At 40.2% G+C, this 23,199-nt stretch carries 26 protein-coding genes and 1 pseudogene; 5 read left to right on the top strand and 22 right to left on the bottom strand.

Annotation, left to right across the window (positions count from 1 at the left end; all coding sequences use genetic code 11):
• The 5 genes from HMPREF2701_RS01955 to HMPREF2701_RS01975 form a co-directional block, all read right to left on the bottom strand.
• Positions 1-271: putative DNA-binding protein (locus tag HMPREF2701_RS01955; protein WP_070481976.1), on the bottom strand; the 271-nt coding region annotated here is incomplete at its 3' end.
• 395 nt (positions 272-666) lie between these two features.
• A complete protein-coding gene (gene metG / locus HMPREF2701_RS01960) occupies positions 667-2,664 on the bottom strand; it encodes a methionine--tRNA ligase (RefSeq protein ID WP_070481978.1) in 1,998 nt (665 codons plus the stop codon).
• Between the two features lie 123 nt (positions 2,665-2,787).
• Positions 2,788-4,047 (bottom strand): ABC transporter permease, encoded by a 1,260-nt coding sequence (locus HMPREF2701_RS01965; protein ID WP_070481980.1) that lies wholly within the window; start codon positions 4,045-4,047, stop codon positions 2,788-2,790.
• Position 4,048: 1 nt separating this feature from the next.
• Positions 4,049-4,750, bottom strand: a complete 702-nt coding sequence (locus HMPREF2701_RS01970; protein ID WP_070481983.1) for an ABC transporter ATP-binding protein — start codon at positions 4,748-4,750, stop codon at positions 4,049-4,051.
• Positions 4,734-5,942: an efflux RND transporter periplasmic adaptor subunit gene (locus tag HMPREF2701_RS01975; RefSeq protein WP_070481984.1), complete on the bottom strand. Its 1,209-nt coding sequence runs from the start codon at positions 5,940-5,942 to the stop codon at positions 4,734-4,736. The genes HMPREF2701_RS01970 and HMPREF2701_RS01975 overlap by 17 nt, the downstream gene beginning before the upstream one ends.
• A gap of 291 nt (positions 5,943-6,233) precedes the next feature.
• Between HMPREF2701_RS01975 and gor the strand changes: the two genes are divergently transcribed.
• Positions 6,234-7,580 (top strand): glutathione-disulfide reductase, encoded by a 1,347-nt coding sequence (gene gor, locus HMPREF2701_RS01980; protein ID WP_070481985.1) that lies wholly within the window; start codon positions 6,234-6,236, stop codon positions 7,578-7,580.
• A 195-nt stretch (positions 7,581-7,775) separates the two neighbouring features.
• Positions 7,776-8,312 carry a biotin transporter BioY gene (locus HMPREF2701_RS01985; protein WP_070481986.1) on the top strand — a complete coding sequence of 179 codons (537 nt, stop codon included), beginning with the start codon at positions 7,776-7,778 and terminating at the stop codon, positions 8,310-8,312.
• Positions 8,313-8,365: 53 nt separating this feature from the next.
• On the opposite strand, the gene HMPREF2701_RS01990 is transcribed toward HMPREF2701_RS01985, so the two are convergent.
• Complete coding sequence (locus HMPREF2701_RS01990; RefSeq protein ID WP_000807437.1) at positions 8,366-8,581, bottom strand: YdbC family protein; 216 nt, start codon at positions 8,579-8,581, stop codon at positions 8,366-8,368.
• Between the two features lie 98 nt (positions 8,582-8,679).
• On the opposite strand from HMPREF2701_RS01990, the gene HMPREF2701_RS01995 reads away from it, so the two are divergent.
• A complete protein-coding gene (locus tag HMPREF2701_RS01995; protein WP_070481987.1) occupies positions 8,680-9,000 on the top strand; it encodes a hypothetical protein in 321 nt (106 codons plus the stop codon).
• Positions 9,001-9,030: 30 nt separating this feature from the next.
• Here the strand turns inward: HMPREF2701_RS01995 and HMPREF2701_RS02000 are convergent, their stop codons facing one another.
• The 9 genes from HMPREF2701_RS02000 to rpsP all read right to left on the bottom strand — a co-directional run bounded on the left by HMPREF2701_RS02000 (position 9,031) and on the right by rpsP (position 14,667).
• Positions 9,031-9,369 (bottom strand): ATP cone domain-containing protein, encoded by a 339-nt coding sequence (locus tag HMPREF2701_RS02000; protein ID WP_001196041.1) that lies wholly within the window; start codon positions 9,367-9,369, stop codon positions 9,031-9,033.
• Positions 9,370-9,380: 11 nt separating this feature from the next.
• Positions 9,381-10,100: a tRNA (guanosine(37)-N1)-methyltransferase TrmD gene (trmD, locus tag HMPREF2701_RS02005; protein ID WP_070481988.1), complete on the bottom strand. Its 720-nt coding sequence runs from the start codon at positions 10,098-10,100 to the stop codon at positions 9,381-9,383.
• Positions 10,090-10,608 carry a ribosome maturation factor RimM gene (gene rimM, locus HMPREF2701_RS02010; protein ID WP_001105912.1) on the bottom strand — a complete coding sequence of 173 codons (519 nt, stop codon included), beginning with the start codon at positions 10,606-10,608 and terminating at the stop codon, positions 10,090-10,092. The genes trmD and rimM overlap by 11 nt, the downstream gene beginning before the upstream one ends.
• Before the next feature lie 30 nt (positions 10,609-10,638).
• Positions 10,639-11,427 (bottom strand): alpha/beta fold hydrolase, encoded by a 789-nt coding sequence (locus HMPREF2701_RS02015; RefSeq protein ID WP_070481989.1) that lies wholly within the window; start codon positions 11,425-11,427, stop codon positions 10,639-10,641.
• Between the two features lie 97 nt (positions 11,428-11,524).
• Positions 11,525-12,382 (bottom strand): alpha/beta fold hydrolase, encoded by an 858-nt coding sequence (locus HMPREF2701_RS02020; protein ID WP_070481990.1) that lies wholly within the window; start codon positions 12,380-12,382, stop codon positions 11,525-11,527.
• A 149-nt stretch (positions 12,383-12,531) separates the two neighbouring features.
• Positions 12,532-13,434: a DMT family transporter gene (locus tag HMPREF2701_RS02025; RefSeq protein ID WP_070481991.1), complete on the bottom strand. Its 903-nt coding sequence runs from the start codon at positions 13,432-13,434 to the stop codon at positions 12,532-12,534.
• 328 nt (positions 13,435-13,762) lie between these two features.
• Positions 13,763-14,092 carry a MazG nucleotide pyrophosphohydrolase domain-containing protein gene (locus HMPREF2701_RS02030; protein ID WP_070482030.1) on the bottom strand — a complete coding sequence of 110 codons (330 nt, stop codon included), beginning with the start codon at positions 14,090-14,092 and terminating at the stop codon, positions 13,763-13,765.
• A 43-nt stretch (positions 14,093-14,135) separates the two neighbouring features.
• Entirely contained in the window at positions 14,136-14,375 is a 240-nt protein-coding gene (gene kphA, locus HMPREF2701_RS02035; RefSeq protein ID WP_000379617.1) for an RNA-binding protein KphA, read from the bottom strand.
• Positions 14,376-14,394: 19 nt separating this feature from the next.
• Positions 14,395-14,667, bottom strand: coding sequence for a 30S ribosomal protein S16 (gene rpsP, locus HMPREF2701_RS02040; RefSeq protein WP_000268760.1), 273 nt, complete (start codon positions 14,665-14,667; stop codon positions 14,395-14,397).
• Between the two features lie 174 nt (positions 14,668-14,841).
• Here rpsP and HMPREF2701_RS02045 point away from each other — a divergent pair.
• Both HMPREF2701_RS02045 and HMPREF2701_RS02050 read left to right on the top strand, forming a co-directional pair.
• A pseudogene (locus HMPREF2701_RS02045) lies at positions 14,842-15,374 on the top strand (hypothetical protein).
• A gap of 107 nt (positions 15,375-15,481) precedes the next feature.
• On the top strand, positions 15,482-16,285 hold the full coding sequence (locus tag HMPREF2701_RS02050) for a peptidylprolyl isomerase (RefSeq protein WP_023946405.1): 804 nt from the start codon (positions 15,482-15,484) through the stop codon (positions 16,283-16,285).
• Positions 16,286-16,340: 55 nt separating this feature from the next.
• Here the strand turns inward: HMPREF2701_RS02050 and HMPREF2701_RS02055 are convergent, their stop codons facing one another.
• The 7 genes from HMPREF2701_RS02055 to HMPREF2701_RS02085 form a co-directional block, all read right to left on the bottom strand.
• Entirely contained in the window at positions 16,341-17,882 is a 1,542-nt protein-coding gene (locus HMPREF2701_RS02055) for an ABC-F family ATP-binding cassette domain-containing protein (RefSeq protein ID WP_000025380.1), read from the bottom strand.
• Between the two features lies 1 nt (position 17,883).
• Positions 17,884-18,366, bottom strand: coding sequence for a VanZ family protein (locus HMPREF2701_RS02060; RefSeq protein ID WP_070481992.1), 483 nt, complete (start codon positions 18,364-18,366; stop codon positions 17,884-17,886).
• A complete protein-coding gene (gene rlmN / locus HMPREF2701_RS02065; RefSeq protein ID WP_000804762.1) occupies positions 18,366-19,451 on the bottom strand; it encodes a dual-specificity RNA methyltransferase RlmN in 1,086 nt (361 codons plus the stop codon). The genes HMPREF2701_RS02060 and rlmN overlap by 1 nt, the downstream gene beginning before the upstream one ends.
• 20 nt (positions 19,452-19,471) lie before the next feature.
• Positions 19,472-20,002 carry a YutD family protein gene (locus tag HMPREF2701_RS02070; RefSeq protein WP_001224343.1) on the bottom strand — a complete coding sequence of 177 codons (531 nt, stop codon included), beginning with the start codon at positions 20,000-20,002 and terminating at the stop codon, positions 19,472-19,474.
• Positions 20,003-20,158: 156 nt separating this feature from the next.
• The gene (gene sodA, locus HMPREF2701_RS02075) at positions 20,159-20,764 is read right to left on the bottom strand and encodes a superoxide dismutase SodA (RefSeq protein WP_070481993.1); all 606 of its coding nucleotides are present in this window, start codon (positions 20,762-20,764) and stop codon (positions 20,159-20,161) included.
• A 370-nt stretch (positions 20,765-21,134) separates the two neighbouring features.
• A complete protein-coding gene (gene holA, locus HMPREF2701_RS02080; RefSeq protein ID WP_061590085.1) occupies positions 21,135-22,172 on the bottom strand; it encodes a DNA polymerase III subunit delta in 1,038 nt (345 codons plus the stop codon).
• A gap of 32 nt (positions 22,173-22,204) precedes the next feature.
• Complete coding sequence (locus HMPREF2701_RS02085; protein ID WP_020901487.1) at positions 22,205-23,140, bottom strand: dihydroorotate oxidase; 936 nt, start codon at positions 23,138-23,140, stop codon at positions 22,205-22,207.
• Positions 23,141-23,199: the final 59 nt, after the last annotated feature.

The following is a 23,199-nucleotide window of genomic DNA, read 5'->3' on the forward strand; positions in this document are numbered from 1 at the left end:
GATAGCGCTCCAAAATCTGGTCAAAAATCTGACTGCGGACAATGTAGTCCGAGTACATGTGCAATTTCATCTCATAATCTTCCAGAATCTTTTCTGTCCGCTTGATATTATCATAAACAGCCTGACGACTGACACCAAATTCCTCGGCAATTTCAGCAAGGCTATAATCATCAGCGTAGTAGAGCTCGATATAATTCATTTGCTTATCTGTCAAAAGCGCCGCATAAAATTCAAAGAGCGCATTCATACGGTTGGTTTTTTCAATTTCCATAACTTTTATTATACCAAAAAATCTATTATACTTCTACATTAGAAGTCATTCTAATAAAGATAGAAAAATAATGGTAAGTTCTAAAAGCAACTTCCACATAACTTTTCAACGTAGAATTTTTTTCTATTTAGGTTCGATTTCTTTTGAGGGTCAAGCGGCTTTTTCCCCGTGTTTTTTCAGATCCAAGCCAATCTCAACTTCCAGTTGCCACTCATGAATCCAACTTACTTGCCTAGAACTTAGTGAGTATATTTGTGGCTATTGTCTGCGACCATAATACGAATCCCATCAATGAAAATCTCAGTTTAGTCAACAAAGAAAAGCCTTAGAAACTTGTAGTCTAAAGGCTTTGTCTTAAATCTGAAACCAACGTGGATAACGTTGGTCTTTTACTTTTACCCAATCACACTTCCGTTTGGTACAGCTGGATCAACTGTAAGAAGGCTTAATTGTCCATCATGTTCAGCTGAGAGAATCATCCCTTGGCTGACATATTTTTTCATCATTTTACGTGGTTTGAGGTTGGCAACAATTTGGACTTTCTTGCCGACCAATTCTTGTTCATTTGGATAGTACTTCGCAATTCCTGAAAGGATTTGACGGTCTTCACCATCACCAGCGTCCAAGCGGAATTGAAGCAACTTTTCTGAGCCTTCTACTTTTGAAACTTCTTTGACTTCTGCGACACGGATTTCAACCTTGTCAAAGTCTTCAAACTTGATTTCATCCTTGTTAAGTTTGAGCTCAACTTCATCCGGATTCCATTCTTTTTCGACTGCTGGTTTATTTCCTTCCATTTGTTCTTTGATATAGGCGATTTCTTCTTCCATATCCAGACGTGGGAAGATTGGTGTTCCTTTGGCGACTACTGTTACACCCTCAGGGAAAGCAGCCAAACTCAAGTTCTCAAGGCTCGCTACTTCTTCCAATCCAAGTTGAGTCAAGACTGCACGACTGGTTTCCATCATAAATGGTTCAATCAAGTGAGCTACGACACGAAGGCTGGCTGCCAAGTGGCTCATAACACTTGCCAATTGGTCACGAAGTGCTTCATCCTTAACCAAGACCCATGGAGCTGTCTCGTCGATGTATTTATTAGTACGGGAGATAAGCGTCCAAACTGCTTCAAGGGCACGTGGGTAGTCAACTGCTTCCATGTGTGTATGGTAGTCAGCGATTGATTGTTCTGCAACGTCAGCAAGAGCATGGTCAAACTCTGTTACACCCTCTACATAGGCAGGGACTTGCCCGCCAAAGTACTTATTAATCATAGAAACCGTACGGTTGAGGAGGTTTCCAAGGTCATTGGCCAATTCGTAGTTGATACGGCCTACATAGTCTTCAGGAGTGAAGGTTCCGTCTGAACCAACTGGAAGGCTACGCATGAGATAGTAACGAAGTGGATCTAGTCCATAACGCTCTACCAACATTTCAGGGTAAACGACATTCCCTTTAGATTTAGACATTTTGCCGTCTTTCATGACGAACCAACCGTGAGCAATCAAACGATCGGGCAATTTGATATCCAACATCATAAGAAGGATTGGCCAGTAGATTGAGTGGAAACGAAGGATGTCTTTTCCTACCATGTGGAAGACTGTGCCATTCCAGAATTTGTCAAAGTTACCATGTTCATTTTGACCGTAGCCAAGAGCTGTCGCATAGTTAAGAAGGGCATCAATCCAAACATAGACAACGTGTTTTGGATTAGATGGCACTGGCACACCCCATGTAAAAGTTGTACGAGAAACAGCCAAATCTTCCAAACCTGGCTCGATAAAGTTGCGCAGCATTTCATTCAGACGACCATCTGGAGTGATAAATTCAGGATGAGCTTTGAAAAATTCTACTAAACGGTCTTGGTATTTGCTGAGGCGAAGGAAGTATGATTCTTCAGATACCCATTCAACCTCGTGTCCTGATGGAGCGATACCTCCCGTTACATTTCCGGCTTCATCACGGAATACTTCTGCAAGCTGGCTTTCTGTAAAGAATTCCTCATCTGAAACTGAATACCAACCAGAGTATTCACCCAAGTAAATATCATCTTGAGCAAGCAAGCGTTCAAAGACTTGTGCGACAACTTTTTCATGGTAGTCATCAGTTGTACGGATAAATTTATCGTATGAGATATCTAGTAATTGCCAGAGTTCTTTGACTCCAACTGCCATCCCATCAACATAGGCTTGAGGTGTAATGCCAGCTTCTTCTGCTTTCTGCTGGATTTTCTGACCGTGCTCATCAAGACCTGTCAGATAAAAGACATCGTAACCCATCAGGCGTTTGTAACGGGCTAGGACATCACAGGCGATGGTTGTGTAGGCAGAACCAATATGAAGTTTACCAGATGGATAGTAAATCGGTGTTGTAATATAAAAATTCTTTTCAGACATAATTTTTCCTTTCCAGGCAAATGAAACCTGTTTTTCTAACACTTCATTATATCACATTTTTAATGATTTTCGATAGGGAAATCCATACAAAAACAAGATAGACAAGTGTCCATCTTGTTTAACTTATTCATAACGAAGGGCTTCAATTGGATCAAGTTTCGAAGCCTTGTTGGCTGGCAAAACTCCAAAAATCATACCCACGCTAGCCGAAACTGCAAGACTAAATAGGGCAACTGGGATTGATACTCCCACTTCTATACCCGCTATCAATCCTTGCAAAAGTAGACCAGCTATAGCTGTTAAGCCTGTCGCAATGGTTAGACCAATAACTCCACCAAGCAAGGTCAAAATCATGGATTCAATCAAAAACTGAATTAAAATATTGGCACGTGTCGCACCCAAAGCCTTACGGAGACCAATCTCACGAGTACGCTCTGTCACCGAAACCAGCATGATGTTCATAACACCAGTCCCCCCAACAAAAAGGGAAATTCCTGCAATGGCACTAATAATCGTAGTTATAAAGCCGAACAATTGTTGTACTTCTTGGAAGGCTGCAGTCGCATCTGCCACCTGATACTCCCCTTGCTGAATACCAGCAATTTCGGTCAATTTTCTAGCTAATTCTGGTCCCACAGTTGGTGTCAAACTGGTATCATTAACCCGGAAGACAATATCAGAAATCTCATCCATATTGAAGTTGTTGGCAAGAGAAATATTAGTCGTAATCGGAAGTCCACCAATACCAAAAGTCTTGGCAGTCTTGGCCTCATCGCTGGTATAGACACCAATGACACGATAGCTAAAGCCACCAACATCTATAACCTGGTTAACAGCTTCTTGAGCGGATCCGAACAGACTATTGGCAAGTTCTTGGTCTAGCAAAATGACACTGGCCACATCTTTATAATCCTGAGCTATGAAACTGCGGCCTGCAACAATTTCATTTTCAACAGCCTTCATGTAAGTAATATTTCCACCTGTCAAGCTAGCGCGCTCCACTTTTTTATCTTTATAAGATAAGGTGGTATTCGTTGAGTTGGTTACATAGTAACTATCTACCCCCTTCAGTTTAGCCGCCTCCCTGACCCAAGACTCTTGTGGTTTTGGTGGTTCAACAGGAACTTCCTCTTCTTTCCCAGAAACTGTCAAAGCCGATTGTTTTTGGGTAAAAGAACCGTCTTTACTTTTAATAGGCGAGAAAAAGACATGAATATTCTTCTGTGACTTGGTCATGTTTTTATTGACCTGACGAGACATGGAATCCCCCAGAGCCATAATCACAACAACTGATGAAACACCAATGATAATCCCAATCATAGTAAGAAAAGAGCGCATCTTATGTGCCATGATAGATGAAAAGGCAAATTTCAGATTCTGCATCTTAGTTTTCCTCCTTTTCTAACTGCGCACTGTCAGACGAAATAACTCCATCTCGAATGACAATCTGGCGTTTGGCATAAGTAGCGATTTCAGGCTCATGCGTTACCATGATAATAGTTTTTCCTTCTTTATTTAGTTCAACCAATAGTTGCATGATTTGGTTCCCTGTTTTGGTATCCAAGGCTCCTGTCGGTTCGTCCGCTAGGATAATAGAAGGATTGTTTACCAAGGCACGCGCGATAGCTACACGTTGCTTTTGACCACCAGATAATTCCGAAGGCAAATGATGACTACGTTCTGTCAATTCAACCTTATCTAAATACTCCTCAGCTAACTTGCGACGTTTTGAAGCCGAAACTCCCGCGTAAATCAAGGGCAATTCTACGTTTTGCAGAGCGTTAAGTTTAGATAGAAGAAAAAACTGCTGAAAGACAAAACCGATTTGTTGATTGCGGACCTTGGCTAGTTGTTTTTCACCGAGTCCAGCTACTTCTTGGCCTTCAAGATAATATTCTCCACTGGTTGGTGTATCCAACATACCAATCGTATTCATGAGAGTAGACTTACCCGAACCAGATGGTCCCATGATGGCAACAAATTCACCCTCATTCACTTCTAGGTTGATATTTTTGAGAACCTGCAGTTCTTGGTCACCGTTACGGTAGCTTCTGCAGATATTTTTTAGACTAATTAGTTGCTTCATCAGCCTTCACCTCTTTTCCTTCCTCTAGAGAAGACGTTGGGTTACTGATGACCTTGACTCCATTTGTCAGACCTGAAGTGATTTCTTGGTTGTCTGCATCAGCATTTCCCAAACCAACTTCCACTTTCTTAGCCTTTTTCTGCTCGTCAAGCACCCAGACATAGTTCTTATCATTTTCAGTCACAATACTTGTTAGAGGAACCAAAATGGCTTTACTCTTATTCTTGACCTCAACACTTACTGAGAATCCTTGTTTCAAATCACCGATTTCACTTGTAACATCGATAGTATATGGATATTTAGAACCAGAATTACCACCTGCTGCGGCAGTAGCTGCACTTGCCGCTTCACCATTGTTTTTAGGGTAGTCAGAAATGTAGCTAATCTTACCAGTCCAGCTCTTATCTTGGTAAACTTTAGAAGTAAAGGTTACTTCTTGTCCTACAGAGAGGTTGGCAAGGTTATATTCAGATAGTTCCCCCTTAACTTGCAAGTTTTCATTGCTAACGACATGAACTACCACCTGGCTAGCTCCAGTTGGAGATTTAGAAACATTACGGTTGACTTCGACCACAGTTCCCTCTAGGGTACTGAGAACCGTCATTGCATCCAACTGACTTTGAGCCTTGCTTAATTGTGCCGCTGCATCTGCACGGGCATCACGGGCATCACCCAATTGAGCATCAATAGAGGATACTGAATTTCCTGCGACTGGAGCTGGAGTTTGTGCCGCAGCTCCTTCGACTCCTGCTGGTGTTGGCAACTGTGGAGCCGGAGCTGAAGCGGCTTCATTCCGTGCTTGATTGAGTTCATTGATATGACGATCTGCCTTCGCAACTGCTCGACTAGCTGAATCATAGGCCGCGTGGGCTTCTGAACTACTGTACTTGACTAAAGCCTGTCCTTCGCTGACCTTATCACCCACAGAAACAAGGATTTCATCTAAATCTCCCTTACTAGCATCAAAATAAACATATTGTTCATTTTTTGCTGTTACTGTCCCTGACAATAAAACAGAGGATGCCACGCTTCCTTCCTTGGCAACAACAAGATGAGTAGGCTCATCTTTTACCGTGGTCTGAGATGGTTGTCTAAAGAGCAAAATCCCCCCAGCACCTAATACAACTACACTGGCAGCACCGATTGCTGCATACAATTGCCACTTTTTAGCTTTACGATTCTTCTTCATAATGAAACTCCTTTTTGATTTAAAGTCCTTAACAATATTATATAAAAATTAGCAAATATAAACAATAACCGTTCAGAACGAAATAATGACATTTCGGGATTTGATTATTGTTCGGAATCTATTTTTTACTACCATTGTACTAGTTATATAATACACTTTATTTTTTCTTTTTGCAAGCCTTTTCTTTAATTTTTTTGAACGTAGCAGATTTTTGCAATCAAATCAAAAAAAAGATAGAATATGACTATCAAAAAATGACACTCTACTATTTAAAAGAGTATAAAGGAGTTTTCAATGAGAGAATATGATATCATTGCTATCGGTGGAGGTAGCGGAGGAATTGCTACCATGAACCGTGCTGGTGAACACGGAGCCAAAGCGGCCGTTATTGAGGAAAAGAAATTAGGTGGAACTTGCGTCAATGTCGGTTGTGTTCCTAAAAAAATCATGTGGTACGGGGCACAAATCGCTGAGACTTTCCATCAATTTGGAGAAGACTACGGCTTTAAGACTACTGATCTTAACTTTGACTTTGCAACCCTACGTCGTAATCGTGAAGCCTATATCGATCGCGCTCGTTCTTCTTATGATGGCAGTTTTAAACGCAACGGAGTAGACTTGATTGAAGGTCATGCTGAATTTGTAGATTCTCATACTGTCAGCGTAAATGGTGAACTGATTCGTGCTAAACATATCGTGATTGCTACTGGTGCCCATCCAAGTATTCCAAATATTCCTGGTGCTGAACTAGGTGGCTCTTCTGATGATGTATTTGCCTGGGAAGAATTGCCAGAGTCAGTTGCTATTCTAGGCGCGGGTTATATTGCCGTTGAATTGGCTGGCGTACTCCACACCTTTGGTGTCAAGACAGATCTCTTTGTTCGTCGCGACCGTCCTTTACGTGGTTTTGATTCTTACATCGTTGAAGGTTTGGTAAAGGAAATGGAAAGAACAAACTTACCACTTCATACTCACAAAGTCCCTGTCAAGTTAGAAAAAACTGCTGAAGGCATTACCATTCATTTCGAAGATGGTACTAGTCACACAGCTAGCCAAGTTATCTGGGCTACTGGTCGCCGTCCAAACGTTAAAGGCTTGCAACTTGAAAAAGCTGGAGTAACTCTGAACGAACGTGGCTTTATCCAAGTGGATGAATACCAAAATACTGTTGTTGAGGGAATCTACGCTTTAGGTGATGTAACAGGCGAAAAAGAACTAACTCCAGTTGCTATCAAGGCTGGACGTACTTTGTCTGAACGTCTCTTTAACGGCAAAACAACTGCAAAAATGGATTACTCAACTATTCCAACTGTTGTCTTTTCACACCCTGCTATCGGAACGGTTGGTTTGACAGAAGAGCAAGCTCTTAAAGAATACGGTCAAGACCAAATCAAGGTTTACAAATCAAGCTTTACGTCTATGTACTCTGCTTGCACTGACAACCGTCAAGAAACACGTTTCAAATTGATCACAGCAGGTTCAGAAGAAAAAGTTGTCGGACTTCATGGAATTGGCTACGGTGTTGATGAAATGATTCAAGGATTTGCTGTTGCTATCAAAATGGGAGCAACCAAGGCAGACTTTGATGCAACTGTGGCGATTCACCCAACTGCATCTGAAGAATTTGTAACTATGCGTTAATCGAAATAAAAGAAGCTGATACAAATGTGTCGGCTTCTTTTGTGATGTTTTCTAATCAACAAAACAATTACCCACCTTAACCAGTAAGCAAAATCGGCTGTTACAGTGTTTGTTACCTTGTTTTAAAAAATTGGTTGACAATAATTAATCTACGAGTATAATAGTTACTATACATAAGAAAAGAGGTTAACTATTTTGAAAAAATCTCACGTTTATGCTATCCCTGCTATTGGAGCTGCTCTCATTGCTGTTTTAGCACAAATCAGTCTTCCAATTGGACCCGTTCCCTTCACTCTGCAAAACTTTGCAATCGGCTTGATTGCTACTGTCTTCAGACCGAGAGAGGCTGTACTTTCTGTTGGACTCTATCTTCTTCTAGGTGCTATCGGTCTTCCTGTCTTTGCAGGAGGTGGAGCTGGTTTTCAGGCTTTAGTTGGCCCTACTGCAGGCTATCTTTGGTTTTATCTTGTATACTCTGGACTTACTTCTTCCCTAACTAACAGCAAGAGTGGTGTTATCAAGATTTTTCTTGCAAACCTCTTGGGTGATGCCCTTGTCTTTATCGGAGGGATTCTCAGCTTGCATTTCCTAGCTGGAATGGCATTTGAAAAAGCTCTTGTTGTGGGAGTTCTTCCCTTTATCATTCCAGACCTTGGTAAAATTATTGCTATTAGTTTTATTAGCCGTCCATTACTTCAACGCCTTAAAAATCAGGCTTACTTTGCTAACTAAAAAAGGATATCGAGTTATCATGACTCAATATCCTTTTCTTTCATTTTGAAAACTTAATTGCCTTTAAAGGCATCCACCATTGTTTGAAATTCTTCATTGGAAAGAGTAATCCCTTTGCCCATTTTAGTATGATCTGGACTCCAAGCACGAATATCAAACTTTGCAGGAGCACCATTAAAGCTCACACGGTTGATTTCCTTGGTCCAACCTTTTTCGTTTTCAGAAAGAGTCAACAAGTGCTCTTCGATTTTAAATGTAAATTCTGCCATTTTCTTCTCCTTTTTTAGCTTTCATCTGATTATTCGTAAAATCTTGTAGATTTTAGGAAAATTTTATATAATATTGATATAAAAGAAGGGAGGCCACTATGAGACATAAATTCCAGCAAGTTTTAGATAAAATACATGACTTTTTAAATGGACATGACCAACCTGACCATACTGAAAGCAACTCCCTTACAGCCACTATTGAAGAGGCTATCCAGAAACAAACCGCTGTTCACCTTATCTTGTCTGAGACAAGCTTTACAGGTGATATCATCAAATACGATCAGCAACGCCAGCAAATTATCGTGAAAAATTTTGCCAAAAATGTGACCCGTATTATCCGCATAAGCGATATTCAACGCCTTCGCTTTGTCCCCTCAACTGTCCAAACAGCCCAAAAAAATATATTTAAGAAAGAGTGAGATGTAGTTGCTTCATCCCACTCTTTTTTCTTAACGAACTTGTTCAAAATGTAAATGAACCGCGATATGATCTCCATAACCACTTCTTTCCAAGTCACGTTGTAGACGATAGGAAATGTAGTGTTCTGCAATGGTAATGTATCCTGCACCCAGTAGACGATGTTCAACCATAGACTGAATCATGCTAATGGTAGCACGTTCTACCTTGGCTTCTTCCAAATCCAAAACCACTTTCTTAGTGACTTGTGCAAGGTTTTGACGCAAATCATCTGTCAATACATAGACAGTTTGTGCTGCCTTTAAGATAGCTTGGTAAATCTTATCTGGATTAAATTCAGCAATTTCTCCATCACGTTTGATTACTTGCATAGGTTTCTCCTTTATTCTTTGTTTTCTTTGATTTCTACCAGCATTTTTTCTTCTTCTGCTGTCAGTTGATAATGTTCAAGCAAATCCGGTCTGCGCTCGTAGGTTTTCTTTAAACTCTCGTACAATCGCCACTGACGAATTTTTTCATGGTGCCCGCTCATCAGTACATCTGGCACGACCATCCCTCGATAATCATAAGGACGTGTGTATTGAGGATATTCGAGAAGGCCAGAAGAAAAACTATCATCTTGGTGGCTAGACTCCTTACCAATCACTTCTGGAATCAGGCGTACCGTAGCATCAATCATAGTCATAGCCGCCAACTCTCCACCAGTTAAGACATAATCCCCCAGGGAAATCTCATCTGTCACCAAGGTCTTAATACGCTCATCATACCCTTCGTAGTGACCACAGATAAAGATCAGTTCCTCTTCTTTGGCCAAATCCTCAGCATAAGCCTGATCAAACTGCTTTCCAGCAGGATCGAGGAGAATGACGCGCGGATTTTTCTTTTCAATAGCATCAAAGGCATCGAAAATAGGTTGAGCTCGTAGCAACATCCCCTGACCACCTCCGTATGGTTCATCATCTACATGACGGGCCTTTTCAGCATTTTCTCGAAAATTATGATACTGGATATCCAAGAGCCCCTTTTCTCGAGCCTTTCCAACGATTGAGTGCTCTAGTGGAGAAAACATCTCTGGAAAAAGGGTTAAAATATCAATCTTCATCGTCTAACCCTTCTAAGATTTCCACATCGACGCGGTTATTTGGAATATCAACATTGAGAATCACTGGTGGGATATAAGGCAAGAGCAAATCACGCTTGCCTTTTCGCTTGACCACCCAGACATCGTTGGCACCTGGTTGCAGGATTTCTTTGATGGTTCCAATCAAGTTATCACCCTCATAGACTTCCAAACCGATAATCTCGTGATAATAAAATTCACCATCGTCTAGGTCATTCAAATCTTCCTCAGCGACCTTGAGACTGTATCCCTTGTACTTTTCAATAGCGTTGATATGGTACATATCTTTGAATTTAATAATGTCAAAGTTCTTCTGTTTACGGTGACTAGCGATGGTCACTGTTTGAACAAACTGATCTTTTTCATCAAACAAGGCCAGCTCAGTACCTTTTTTAAACCGTTCTTCTGCAAAATCCGTCACAGACAAGACTCGCATCTCACCCTGCAACCCCTGCGTATTGACGATTTTCCCAACATTAAAGTAGTTCATCTTGTCTCCTGTACTCTATTTCTATCCATCTTATTCTGACAATTCTCGAATAATAGTCACAATTTTTTCTGATTCTGACCATTGTAAATAATGGTGATTCCCTCCTAAAATGAGTTTAGTATTGGAAGTCCAATATTCTGATTCTCTGTACTCTTTTTCTCTATAAGCCTGACAAAAAATAAACACAGGGATATGAGCTTCTACAAATACATTCTCAAAATCTTCCTCAGTAATCTCTCCAGATATCTGAAATCCTGGATCTTGATTTTCCAACTCTGAACCTTTTTCTTGCATTATTTCCCAGATTTCTTTATTAATTTCAGGGCTAAATGTGGCTTGAGTTAAGTTCTTAAAATAAAGTTCAGGACCATACTCGTCAATCAGCCTCATCTGCTCTTCCATTTCTGGATAGGGATTTTCTGAAAAATCAGCAAACATGACTTTTTTAGTTGTCGGTTCAATTGCTAGTAAAGCCTGACACTTAATTGGTTTGTTGAACAATTTGCAAGCTAAAATTCCACTCAAACTATGTACACAAAGTATATATTCAGAAATCGCCAATTCTTCAAGTAGTTCATAAACTGCATCTGCAAGATTATCCAGATTTTTTCCAGCTTGGTCATGAATCGGACTCCTACCTGTGTTCGGAAAATCAATAGTCAAATAACCAATTGTAGGAGGAAGTTTTTCAAGTATAAGTAAAAAATTTTCATAACTTGGTAGCAAACCTGCGCCACTTAAACAAACTAGCATTTTCTTTTGCTTTTGATAAGTAACAGAGAGACTACCAATTTCTGTAGATACTTCAATCCTCTTCATAAAGAAATCCACTCGTTCTATTTAATGAATTATTAAAAATCCTTATCCTTTATTTTAACACGTTCCAATGATTTTCTCAAGTTGGATAAATCTCATCTTACAGAGCTACTACTTCTTCAAAAAATTCACCAACTATCTGATTAAACTCTTCAGGATGATCATTCATCGGTTGGTGTTTGCTGTCTGAAATCGTTACTTGACGCGCATTGGGATTTAAGGCAATGATCCCATCATAAATCATTTTTAGGTGTTTGGGAAAATCATTTTCGCCTCTTACTAATAGCATGGGAGGATTTCCTTTATATCCTTTTATCTCATGGACAGCCATAAAACCTGTGATTCCAAGATTCAAGAAAACATCTCGCCCAGTTTCTATAATGGCCGTCTTGACTAATTCTCTTGTGATAGGATTATCTGTACACATTTTTGAGTTCTTATCTGCAATCACCTTCCAAGGAATCGTTTTATACATAAGAGAACTATATTTTATGCGATTTCTCTCTTTATCTGATAGGTAACGATGCTGTCCCCAACTATCTACCATAACCAAAGCTAGAACTCGTTCTGGATGACGATAGGTGTACTCTTGAAGAGGATTTCCTCCCCAAGAATGTCCGACCAATATCACCTCATCTAACTGGAAATAGGACAAAATAGCATCTACATCTTGAACAGCACCTTCTAAGTCGGGTAGGCCAACTTTCATAGGTGATTCACCCTGTCCTCTAACATTGACAAAATAGAGGTCAAATCCTTCAAAAGCATCATACTGGTGAGCCCACATCTGACTACGTCCACAAGCTCCATGATAAAAAATAATGTGGCCTTTACTTGAGCTTCCAGGGCGATGATAAACAGCCAAGTCACAATCTAAGACTGGTATAATGTGACGTATCAAAGTCTCAGGTTTTCTGTTATAAAAAGCAATAGCTTCAGCTATATCATTTTGCTTCATTATTACACTCTCTCCTCTTTATCCTAGTATTATTCTTTTTATCTATTTTATCATGCCATATTAAAATCATCGTTTTCCAAACTTGATTTCATTAAAAATTTTGAATTTTCTGTATCATTTTGATTAAGAAAAAGAGTGCTAAGCAATCTTTACTTTCTTCTCATCAGATTCATGCCTAAAATTCCAGCAATAATCATAGTGGCTCCTATCACATGGTAGCTATAAATTGGTTCATGGAGGATAAGAGCTCCGGCTAGAATAGTCAAAACTGTTCCAAGATTTCCAAAGACACTGACGGTTGATGCTCCAAGTCGAACAATAGCATAGATAGAGAGACTACCAGTAACGATAGAGGCTAGAATTCCCAAATAGAGAATTGAAATCAGATAAGATACCTGTCCAAGTGGCGCAAAGTAAGCTAATATGTTGCCATCTAGATAGTGCGAGGTCAGACTCAGCGTATTAAAGGTGACGAAGCCAACAAATATCACAACAGCTGTCATATCCATAGCCCGATAGCGGCCTCCTTTGGACTTGCTGAGGATATTGTTTATTGCATTGGCGAGAACCGATCCCAACATCAAGAGAAAGCCAAAGCTAGCAGTCTCAGTACCAAAGTTAGCTCCTTTACTGAGGAAGATGAAAACTACTCCTGCTACGGATAAAAATAAAAAGAACTTTTGAAGCAAGCTTGTCTTTTCCTTAAGAAAGGCCGATGCTAAAAGGAGCGTAAAAATCGGGACAAGAGCCTGTAAAATTCCAGCTTCAGAAGACGATATATACTGTAAAGCAAAGGATTGAAAAATAAAAAAGAAAAGCGGATAGAAAAGACTCATAGGAAGAATAGAAAGAATATCTTTTCTACTTAAACTCACTTTGATAAGTTTGGTTTGATGAAAAACGACCATTACTAAAGCTGCGATTGTATAGCGATGCGCTAAGTTAGTGAGAGGACTGGCATAGCCTAAAGCAATCTTAGTAAATAAAAAAGAAAATCCAATGATTGCTGAAAAGGATAAAGCTGCTAGGTAAGCTTTTGTTTTCTCGTTCATAGATTGTTACTCCCTTTAAAAGTAGCTATTCTCAAGATAGATCAACTAGAATTCTTTGAGACTATCTTTCCATTGTAGCATAGTAGAATCCTAGATGCTATTTCTAGGATTAGTATTTTATACCTGCTATCACCGTTTATCTAGTTCATTGACTAAAAAGAACTCTACGAGTCTAGTCTGCCTTTCTCGTTCTTGTCTCACAAGTTCTAACTTATCTACCTCTTGTAGATTCTTCACTTTTATAGCATAATCCACCATTTTCCTTGCTTTTTCTTTCTTATATTTACTAATACCCTCTTTATTAGTAAAAAATTGATTTCTTACTGTCTTAGATGTTCCCCTTCAAAAATCCTTCCAAATCACGTTCATGTTGGTACTTAATGGCTGCAGTTTTGTCTTTCTCAAAGATGGTTTTAGTTAGGTCAATATGGTTGATGGCTGCGATTGCGACGGTGTAGTGAATGATATCAGCCAGTTCTTTTGCTAGTTCCTCGTTCGAATCCTGAACGCCCTCTTTTCGACCAGAGCGCCCATTCAAAACTTCGGCTACTTCTCCGACTTCCTCCACTAGCTTGATAAAAAGACCTTCCTCAGTCCGAGACTGCTGGTAATGTTCCAGTAGGTAGTCTTGTAATTGTCTAAACGTTAAATCCTTCATATCCTGCTCCTTGCAAAAAAAGCGAGACATCTGTCCCGCTTTTTTATTTTTCATCGATAACGATTCTTACTTTTTTGTCTTCAGTTGGGACAGAGTAGACAATCGTTCTTATCGCTGAGATAGTGCGACCCTTACGACCGATAACACGACCGACATCGCTTTGGTCAAGATCCAAATGATATTCCAAAAATTCTGGTGTATCTTCAATCTTGATAGTTAAGGCATCTGGTTGTGAAATCAAGGGTTTCACAATCGCAATAATGAGATTTTCAATCGTATCCATCTGTCAACCTACTTTAAACTTATTTTGAGAATTTAGAATCGTGGAATTTTTTCAATACGCCTTCTTTTGAAAGGATGTTACGTACTGTGTCTGAAGGTTGAGCTCCATCAGCCAACCATGCAAGAACGCGGTCTTCTTTCAAAGTTACTTGGTTTTCAGCAACAAGTGGGTTGTAAGTTCCAACTGTTTCAATGAAACGTCCGTCACGTGGTGAACGTGAATCTGCTACGTTGATACGGTAGAAAGGTTTTTTCTTAGAACCCATACGAGTCAAACGGATTTTAACTGCCATTTTTAAAGTCTCTTTTCTTATTTTTTATTTCGGTGAAATAGCTGAGCTATTTAGCACATGTTCTATTATAGCAGATTTCTAGCAGGTGTCAAGAAAAAAACTTGACAGACTATAAAATTTTTAAACCATTTAGAAATTTGTTATATTTTTAAAGAAAATCAGAAAGAGAATGTCATAAATACTATTTTAGAAACATTTTATAAAGAGCACCAAGTCAAGCCATTCATCTCTCCTGAACGTGATGTGAATGCTTGGCTCCTAAATCCCAAGCCCGTTCCCAAAAGAAACATGGAATTATTAACAGATGATTTACTAGCAGAGGATATCATTTTACTATGGAGAATCAACTTTGGTACTTTTACCACCGAAACTTGGTTCCCTAAATACTTTGAATACTCTTATGGTACTGATGCACCTAAGCATCTAAAAACTCTGGTGGAAAAAGGTTATGCTGGCATTGAAACAGCTTTTGAGTCACTTGACCATCTGAATGCTACTATGAAAAAGAATATCCTTAAGAAGAATGGGGTTACTGGCCTTTCTAAAATGAAGATTGCAGATTTGGATCAAGCCCTTCATAACCATTTTTCAGAAGAGGAATTAGCTGGTCTCTTTTCGATTCGCGGTTATAAAATAACTCCAAAAGGAAAGCACATACTGGAACATACCAGGACATTGTTGACCGTCATCCAAAGAAAAATCTCTAAGCAAGCGACTTTTTGGTTGGCTCCTCTAAAACTACCTTGTCACTAATATTTGAAATCCCCTTCTTTTTAGGGTACAATGGTAGAAATGAATTTTTGAGAGGAATAGAATGAAAAAACTAGCAACCCTTCTTTTACTGTCCACTGTAGCCCTAGCTGGATGCAGCAGCATCCAACGCAGCCTGCGTGGTGATGACTATGTTGATTCCAGTCTTGCTGCTGAAGAAAGTTCCAAAGCAGCTGCCCAATCTGCCAAAGAGTTAAACGATGCTTTAACAAACGAAAACGCCAATTTCCCACAACTATCTAAAGAAGTTGCTGAAGACGAGGCTGAAGTGATTCTCCACACAAGTCAAGGAGATATCCGTATCAAACTCTTCCCTAAACTCGCTCCTCTAGCGGTTGAAAACTTCCTCACTCATGCCAAAGAAGGCTACTATAACGGCATTACCTTCCACCGTGTCATCGATGGCTTCATGGTTCAAACTGGAGATCCAAAAGGGGACGGTACAGGTGGTCAGTCCATCTGGCATGACAAAGATAAGACTAAAGACAAGGGAACTGGTTTCAAAAACGAGATTACTCCTTATCTCTATAACATCCGTGGCGCTCTTTCTATGGCTAACACTGGTCAACCAAACACCAATGGTAGCCAGTTCTTCATCAACCAAAACTCTACAGATACCTCTGCTAAACTCCCTACAAGCAAGTATCCAAAGAAAATCATCGAAGCCTATAAAGAAGGGGGAAACCCTAGTCTAGATGGCAAACACCCAGTCTTTGGTCAAGTGATTGACGGTATGGATGTTGTAGATAAAATTGCCAAAGCCGAAAAAGATGAAAAAGACAAGCCAACGACTGCTATTACTATCGATAGCATCGAAGTGGTGAAAGACTACAATTTTAAATCATAAAAACCAAAAAAATACAGTATCCACATTCGGTACTGTATTTCTTTTACTCTCATTCTTAAGTTAAATTATTAAAATCCCAGATTTGGTCCATCCAGCCTTCATAGAAGTCTGGTTCGTGGCAGACCATAAGGATAGACCCCTTGTATTCTTTGAGAGCACGTTTGAGTTCATCCTTGGCATCCACATCCAAGTGGTTGGTCGGCTCGTCCAGCACTAAAACGTTGTTTTCACGATTCATCAAGAGACAGAAACGCACTTTTGCTTGTTCCCCACCTGACAAGACTTGAATTTGGCTTTCGATATGCTTGGTTGTCAAACCACAACGGGCAAGGGCTGCACGGACTTCTGCTTGGTTGAGGGCCGGAAAGGCATTCCAGACAGCCTCTAGTGGGGTTTGGCGATTACCACCTTCTACTTCCTGTTCAAAATAACCAAGTTCTAGGTAGTCACCGCGTTCAACTTCCCCAGCAATTGGTGGAATAATACCTAAGAGAGATTTTAAGAGAGTTGTTTTCCCGATACCATTGGCACCGATAATAGCAACCTTTTGATTACGTTCAAAGGTAAGATTTAAAGGCTTGGTCAGAGGACGATCATAACCAATTTGCAAATCCTTGGCTTGGAAGATAAAGCGCCCTGGCGTACGAGCTGATTTGAAATCAAAGGATGGTTTTGGTTTCTCACTTTGTAATTCGATAATATCCATCTTATCCAATTTCTTCTGACGAGACATGGCCATGTTTCGTGTTGCAACACGCGCTTTGTTTCGGGCAACAAAATCCTTAAGGTCCGCAATTTCTTTCTGCTGACGTTCGTAGGCTGCCTCTAGCTGAGATTTCTTCATAGCATAGACTTCTTGAAACTGGTAGTAGTCACCAGAATAACGCGTCAGCTGTTGATTCTCCACATGGTAGACAATATTAATCACATCGTTCAGGAAGGGAATATCGTGCGAAATAAGGACAAAGGCATTCTCATAGTTTTGGAGATAGCGCTTGAGCCAGTCAATATGCTCAGCATCCAAGTAGTTGGTTGGCTCGTCCAAAAGCAAGATATCGGGCTTTTCAAGGAGGAGTTTAGCCAAAAGTACCTTGGTTCTTTGCCCACCTGACAAAGAGGTTACATCCGTATCCATGCCAAAGTCCATGACACCAAGGGCACGCGCTACTTCATCAATCTTAGCATCCAAAGTATAGAAATCACGACTCTCCAGACGGTCTTGAAGTTCTCCCACTTCTTCCATGAGAGCATCAACATCCGCTCCGTCTTCAGCCATTTCCATATAAAGGTCATTGATACGAGCTTCAGCTTTAAACAGCTCATCAAAGGCCGTACGGAGAACATCACGCACCGACTGCCCTTCAGCAAGGACGGAGTGCTGGTCCAAGTAACCAGCAGTCACATATTTAGACCACTCAACCTTCCCTTCATCTGGCAACATCTTACCAGTCACGATGCTCATAAAGGTTGATTTTCCTTCACCATTGGCACCGACCAGGCCGATATGTTCTCCCTTTAGGAGACGGAAGGACACATCTTCAAAAATTGCACGGTCACCAAAACCGTGACTCAAATTTTTAACTTCTAAAATACTCATTTTAATTCCTTATCTTGTTTTTATGTAATTGTTTATAGAGGAACCAAGCCAAATAGCCACCCAAGGTATTAGTCCACAAATCATCAATCTCAAAGACGCGATTAAAATCAAAGACAAAGTCCAAGACTAACTGCGTACACTCAATTCCAAGACTCACTAGAAAGCTAAAAAGTAGCACCTTTTTTGTTTTCCGCAAGTTTGGAAGGAGATAAAGGAGTTGGAAAACAAGAGGAAAAAGCAAGAAGACATTGAGGATATTTTGTAAAAAAATCCAAAATAATTGTCCTACATCACTCACTTCGCCCAGTTTCCAGAGAGAATTGAAAGGAGTCAAAAGAAAAACCAGGCGTCCAAGATGCTGAATACCTGGAGTTTCCACTCCCACGGGAGAATGTTCTTGAGGAGTAAAGCAAAAGTAAACGATACAAATACTATAGAAAATGACTCCCCAGACCAAAATACGATTATAAGTCTTCTTCATCATTAAGGATTGACTGCTGCGACTGCTTTCTGGCGGTCACGTTTCATTGTATTAGAACGCAATTGTCCACAAGCTGCATCAATATCAGTACCGTGCTCTTGACGAACAACACAGTTAACCCCTTTTTTCTTGAGTGTATCATAGAAGGCCATGACGCGCTCTTTAGGACTACGGCTATATTGGTCATGCTCACTAACTGGGTTATAAGGAATCAAGTTTACATAAGACAATTTCTTGATGTTCTTGAGCAATTCAGCCAATTCCAAGGCTTGTTCTACACCGTCATTGACTTCATTAAGCATGATGTATTCAAAGGTCACACGGCGATTGGTTGTTTCGATATAGTACTCAATAGCGGCAAAGAGTTTTTCAATTGGAAAGGCACGGTTAATCTTCATGATGCTTGAGCGCAATTCATTGTTGGGTGCGTGAAGTGACACGGCAAGATTGACCTGAACCCCTTCATTAGCAAAGTCACGAATTTTATGGGCCAAACCTGAGGTTGAAACCGTGATGTGACGAGCACCGATGGCCATTCCTTTATCATCATTGATAGTACGAACAAAATTCAAGACATTATTGTAGTTATCAAAGGGCTCACCAATTCCCATGACAACAATATGGCTGACGCGTTCGTCCTGACCACGCTCATCAAAGTATTTCTGAACCAGCATGATTTGCGCTACGATTTCACCGTTATTGAGGTCACGTTGTTTCTTAATCAAACCAGAGGCACAGAAGGTACAACCGATATTACAGCCGACCTGAGTGGTCACACAGACAGATAAACCGTAATGTTGACGCATGAGTACTGTCTCAATCAGCATTCCATCTGGCAATTCAAAAAGATATTTAACTGTCCCATCAGCAGACTCTTGAACGATACGTTGTTTCAAGGGATTGACCACAAACTGGTCATTAAGCTTAGCAATCAAATCCTTGGAAAGGTTGGTCATCTCTTCAAATGACTGGACACGTTTACGGTAAAGCCATTCCCAGATTTGATCTGCACGGAATTTCTTTTCTCCCTGCTCCAAAACCCATTCCTGCATGGTTTGACGTGTTAAACTATAAATTGACGGTTTCATTTCTTCTCCTTATTCTCTACTCACTTCTGACGAATGACAAAATGACGTTGTCCCTTGTCCTCTTTCTGAGAATGCTGGTCCTTCTGACGACGTCTATTTTTCTTATCTGCATTCGGTTTTCGTTTTGTTTGAGTCGGTTTCTTTCCTTTTTTAGAAGGCTGTTCTTCTTCCTTCTTACGCATTTTCTTGTCAAATGATGCTCGCTTAGGGGCTTCATTTTCTAAGACAAAATAAGCACAACCATAACTACAATACTCTAAAAGGTAGTCTTGTAAACGACTGATTTTTTCAAGTTTTTCTTCTGTTCGGTCATCCTTATAAAACCCTCGTAGGCGAAGCTGTTCGTTGCTCCAGTCTCCCACGATATAATCAAACTTGGTTAAGACTTCTGAAAAACGCTGATTAAAAGCCGTCACATCAAAGGCATCCTTGATATTTTCCACCAAGGAAAAAGCTATCCCTTCCGTTTCAACCTTGTCCCCATGTAAATGGAACTCAGGACCAGGAAACTTGTTATAGTTGTATAATTCAGGTGCAATTTCTTTTCGCATAGATATCCTTTTTTCACGATTACTTAATACTTTATTTTACCATAATTTCTAGCAGTTAGCACGTTTCTCATAAAAATGAAAAAAGTCTGACGATTTTGTCAGACCAAAATAATATAACCTTAAAAAGAGAAGAACAATTCTTCCCTCCAACTATCATTATTTAGCAGCTGCGTACAATTCATCTACTTTGTTCCAGTTGATCACTGAGAAGAAAGCTTTGATGTAGTCAGGACGCACGTTGCGGTATTTCACGTAGTAAGCATGTTCCCAAACATCCAAGCCCAAGATTGGTTTTTTACCTTCTGAGATTGGTGTGTCTTGGTTTGCTGTTGAAGTCACTTCAAGTTTACCTTCTTTGTTGACAACTAACCATGCCCATCCTGAACCGAAACGAGTTGTTGCTGCTGCAGTGAAGGCTGATTGGAATTCTTCAAATGAACCAAATGTTGCATCGATTGCTGCTGTCAGTTCTGCTGATGGAGCTGTTTTCTCAGGAGTCATCAATTCCCAGAAAAGAGCGTGGTTCAAGTGTCCACCACCATTATTGATAAGTGCCTGACGGATATCAACTGGGATAGATTCTACATCAGCAAGCAAGGCTTCAAGGTCTTCACCGATTTCAGGGTGTTTTTCAAGAGCTGCATTAGCATTGTTGACATAAGTTTGATGGTGTTTGTCATGGTGCAAGTGCATTGTTTCCGCATCAATGTATGGTTCCAAAGCGTCGTATGCATATGGAAGATCTGGTAAGATAATAGCCATCTGTAATACCTCTTTTTCTTTCTATATGAAAATGATAACGCAAACATTCACTTTTTTCAAGTTTTTTGCTTATAGATAAGGAAATCACTGAAATATATTCTAATAATACTCTTCGAAAATCTCTTCAAACCGCGTCAACGTCGCCTTGCCGTATATATGTGACTGACTTCGTCAGTCTTATCTACAACCTCAAAACAGTGTTTTGAGCATGACTTCGTCAGTTCTATCTGCAACCTCAAAACAGTGTTTTGAGCAACCTGCGGCTAGTTTCCTAGTTTGCTCTTTGATTTTCATTGAGTATAAAACAAGCAAATCAGCAAGAAACCCACGACAAGATAATCCTGACGCGGGTTGTAGTTTCAAAAAAATATCAATTTACCTGACTAGCAATCTGTAGGAGTGCCTTTTCAAAAAGGAAACCTTTTTCATAAAGACCTGTTTTAATCTGATAGTCTGTCTCAATCAAATAGGAAATAGCTTGCTTCAAAAAGCTCAAGGAAAGTCCTCGCGAATCCCTCAACGCAAACTTGATTTGATAGGGATTTGGATTGCGTCCGAGAAAACTTCCTAGACTACTTGCAATCTGCGCTTCTGTTTGCCCAGACTCCGACAAAATCTTCACCTGAGTAAAAGTCCGAAATTGTCCTAGCATGACTGCAATCAACTTGATTTCATCTTCTCCTTGCAAGGTCAAGTCTCTAACCAAATCTCGCGCCTGGTCCATCTTTTTAGTCAGAATAAACTGAGTTAAATCAAAAATATTGTCCTGCAAGGTCTTGGGAATTGCGTTAACAATATCCTCTTCCTCGATAACAGAGTCTTCCTTATAGGACTGTAAAAAGAGGAGATTTTTCTGAATTGCGCTAAATTGAAAACCCGACTTGATGAGGAGATTTTCAAAAGAATGATTGGCAAACTGCAGACCTTCTTTCTGGCTCCACTTTTGGAAATACTGGCGCAATTCTTGTTCTTTTGCTTCTACTGCATCAAAGACATAAGCATCACGCTTAAGTAATTTTACCAGCCGTCTTTTGCTATCCAGCTTTCCTTCTGCAAAGATTAACAGCTTGGTTGTTGGTGAAGGATTATCAAGGTATTCCTCAAATGACTTGAGCTCATCATCTGTCAAAAAGCGCTTTTTAGCAGTCGTGATATCGACAAAATGATCCAATATCACGATTTTCTCATCCGCAAAGAAAGGAAGACTGACCAACTCCAGTTCCACATCCTTGTAAACTACTTCTTTCATATCAAAGTAGGCAAAGTTGAGGTCGGCAGAATCATAACCAATCTGTTTCAATACTTGACTCTTCATCACTTCAAACTGACCCTGATCTGTCCCTGTAAATAGGCTCAGACTAGGTAAATTTAATAAAGTCAACTTCTGACTTTCTTCAATGGCTAGCATCATCTCTCCTTTCTTCTGATTTTTTAATGAGTTTAATCAATATAGCGCAATTTCCCACGGAAATCTTCTAGGCTTTCGTACCCTTTTTCCGCCATGATTGCTTTCAGTTCATTGGTAATGCGGTCAAAAGCACTGACGCCTTCTTTGTGAAGAGTGGTTCCCACCTGCACCATACTTGCTCCACAGAGGATATGTTCAAAGGCATCACGACCAGTCAACACGCCACCTGTTCCGATGATTTGGATTTGAGGATTTAAGCGTTGATAAAAGGCGTGAACATTGGCTAGAGCAGTCGGTTTGATGTATTCTCCACCAATGCCACCGAAACCATTTTTAGGACGAATAACGACGGACTCATCTTCTATATAAAGGCCGTTTCCAATAGAGTTAACACAGTTGACAAACTTAAGAGGATACTTATTGAAAATAGCTGCCACTTGGTCAAAGTGAACAATGTCAAAATATGGTGGCAATTTAATTCCAAGAGGTTTGGTGAAGTAGGTAAATACCTCTGCCAAAATCCGGTCTGTTGTCTCAAAATCATAGGCAATCTGAGGTTTTCCTGGAACATTTGGACAGGAGAGGTTTAGCTCAGTCAGACCACGAAAATCACTCTCTTGGACTTTTTTCAAAATAGTATGGGTTTCCTCTGGAGACATACCAACTAGAGATAAGAAGAAAGTCCGGTTCGGCTCTTTTTCCTGCAGATCCAAAAGATAGTCCAAATAATAGTCTAAGCCATTATTTGGCAAGCCCATAGAGTTGATGGAACCAAGTGGAACATCTTGATAGCGTGGCTCAGGATTTCCCTGACGGAAGTCCAAGGTCGCTGTCTTAGTGACAAAGGTTCCTGCCGCTGAGTTTTTAACGCCTTCTAACTCCTCTATCGTCATACAAGCCACACCTGCTGCATTCATCAAACAATTGTCAAACTCAAAACCAGCAATTTGCGTTTTCGTTGATACCATGATTCTGATCCTCCAGATTCCTATTATTGCTAATATTATACCATATTTTCAGATTTTCT

The organism is Streptococcus sp. HMSC077D04 (genome assembly GCF_001808785.1).
Classification (GTDB): Bacteria; Bacillota; Bacilli; order Lactobacillales; family Streptococcaceae; genus Streptococcus; species Streptococcus mitis_BX.

Excerpts from the sequence above, each read along its gene's own strand:
- metG (WP_070481978.1), bottom strand. The coding sequence starts at position 2,664 with ATGTCTGAAAAGAATTTTTATATTACAACACCGATTTACTATCCATCT.
- HMPREF2701_RS01965 (WP_070481980.1), bottom strand. The coding sequence starts at position 4,047 with ATGCAGAATCTGAAATTTGCCTTTTCATCTATCATGGCACATAAGATG.
- HMPREF2701_RS01970 (WP_070481983.1), bottom strand. The coding sequence starts at position 4,750 with ATGAAGCAACTAATTAGTCTAAAAAATATCTGCAGAAGCTACCGTAAC.
- gor (WP_070481985.1), top strand. The coding sequence starts at position 6,234 with ATGAGAGAATATGATATCATTGCTATCGGTGGAGGTAGCGGAGGAATT.
- HMPREF2701_RS01990 (WP_000807437.1), bottom strand. The coding sequence starts at position 8,581 with ATGGCAGAATTTACATTTAAAATCGAAGAGCACTTGTTGACTCTTTCT.
- HMPREF2701_RS01995 (WP_070481987.1), top strand. The coding sequence starts at position 8,680 with ATGAGACATAAATTCCAGCAAGTTTTAGATAAAATACATGACTTTTTA.
- HMPREF2701_RS02000 (WP_001196041.1), bottom strand. The coding sequence starts at position 9,369 with ATGCAAGTAATCAAACGTGATGGAGAAATTGCTGAATTTAATCCAGAT.
- trmD (WP_070481988.1), bottom strand. The coding sequence starts at position 10,100 with ATGAAGATTGATATTTTAACCCTTTTTCCAGAGATGTTTTCTCCACTA.
- rimM (WP_001105912.1), bottom strand. The coding sequence starts at position 10,608 with ATGAACTACTTTAATGTTGGGAAAATCGTCAATACGCAGGGGTTGCAG.
- HMPREF2701_RS02015 (WP_070481989.1), bottom strand. The coding sequence starts at position 11,427 with ATGAAGAGGATTGAAGTATCTACAGAAATTGGTAGTCTCTCTGTTACT.
- HMPREF2701_RS02020 (WP_070481990.1), bottom strand. The coding sequence starts at position 12,382 with ATGAAGCAAAATGATATAGCTGAAGCTATTGCTTTTTATAACAGAAAA.
- HMPREF2701_RS02025 (WP_070481991.1), bottom strand. The coding sequence starts at position 13,434 with ATGAACGAGAAAACAAAAGCTTACCTAGCAGCTTTATCCTTTTCAGCA.
- HMPREF2701_RS02030 (WP_070482030.1), bottom strand. The coding sequence starts at position 14,092 with ATGAAGGATTTAACGTTTAGACAATTACAAGACTACCTACTGGAACAT.
- kphA (WP_000379617.1), bottom strand. The coding sequence starts at position 14,375 with ATGGATACGATTGAAAATCTCATTATTGCGATTGTGAAACCCTTGATT.
- rpsP (WP_000268760.1), bottom strand. The coding sequence starts at position 14,667 with ATGGCAGTTAAAATCCGTTTGACTCGTATGGGTTCTAAGAAAAAACCT.
- HMPREF2701_RS02050 (WP_023946405.1), top strand. The coding sequence starts at position 15,482 with ATGAAAAAACTAGCAACCCTTCTTTTACTGTCCACTGTAGCCCTAGCT.
- HMPREF2701_RS02055 (WP_000025380.1), bottom strand. The coding sequence starts at position 17,882 with ATGAGTATTTTAGAAGTTAAAAATTTGAGTCACGGTTTTGGTGACCGT.
- HMPREF2701_RS02060 (WP_070481992.1), bottom strand. The coding sequence starts at position 18,366 with ATGATGAAGAAGACTTATAATCGTATTTTGGTCTGGGGAGTCATTTTC.
- rlmN (WP_000804762.1), bottom strand. The coding sequence starts at position 19,451 with ATGAAACCGTCAATTTATAGTTTAACACGTCAAACCATGCAGGAATGG.
- HMPREF2701_RS02070 (WP_001224343.1), bottom strand. The coding sequence starts at position 20,002 with ATGCGAAAAGAAATTGCACCTGAATTATACAACTATAACAAGTTTCCT.
- sodA (WP_070481993.1), bottom strand. The coding sequence starts at position 20,764 with ATGGCTATTATCTTACCAGATCTTCCATATGCATACGACGCTTTGGAA.
- holA (WP_061590085.1), bottom strand. The coding sequence starts at position 22,172 with ATGCTAGCCATTGAAGAAAGTCAGAAGTTGACTTTATTAAATTTACCT.
- HMPREF2701_RS02085 (WP_020901487.1), bottom strand. The coding sequence starts at position 23,140 with ATGGTATCAACGAAAACGCAAATTGCTGGTTTTGAGTTTGACAATTGT.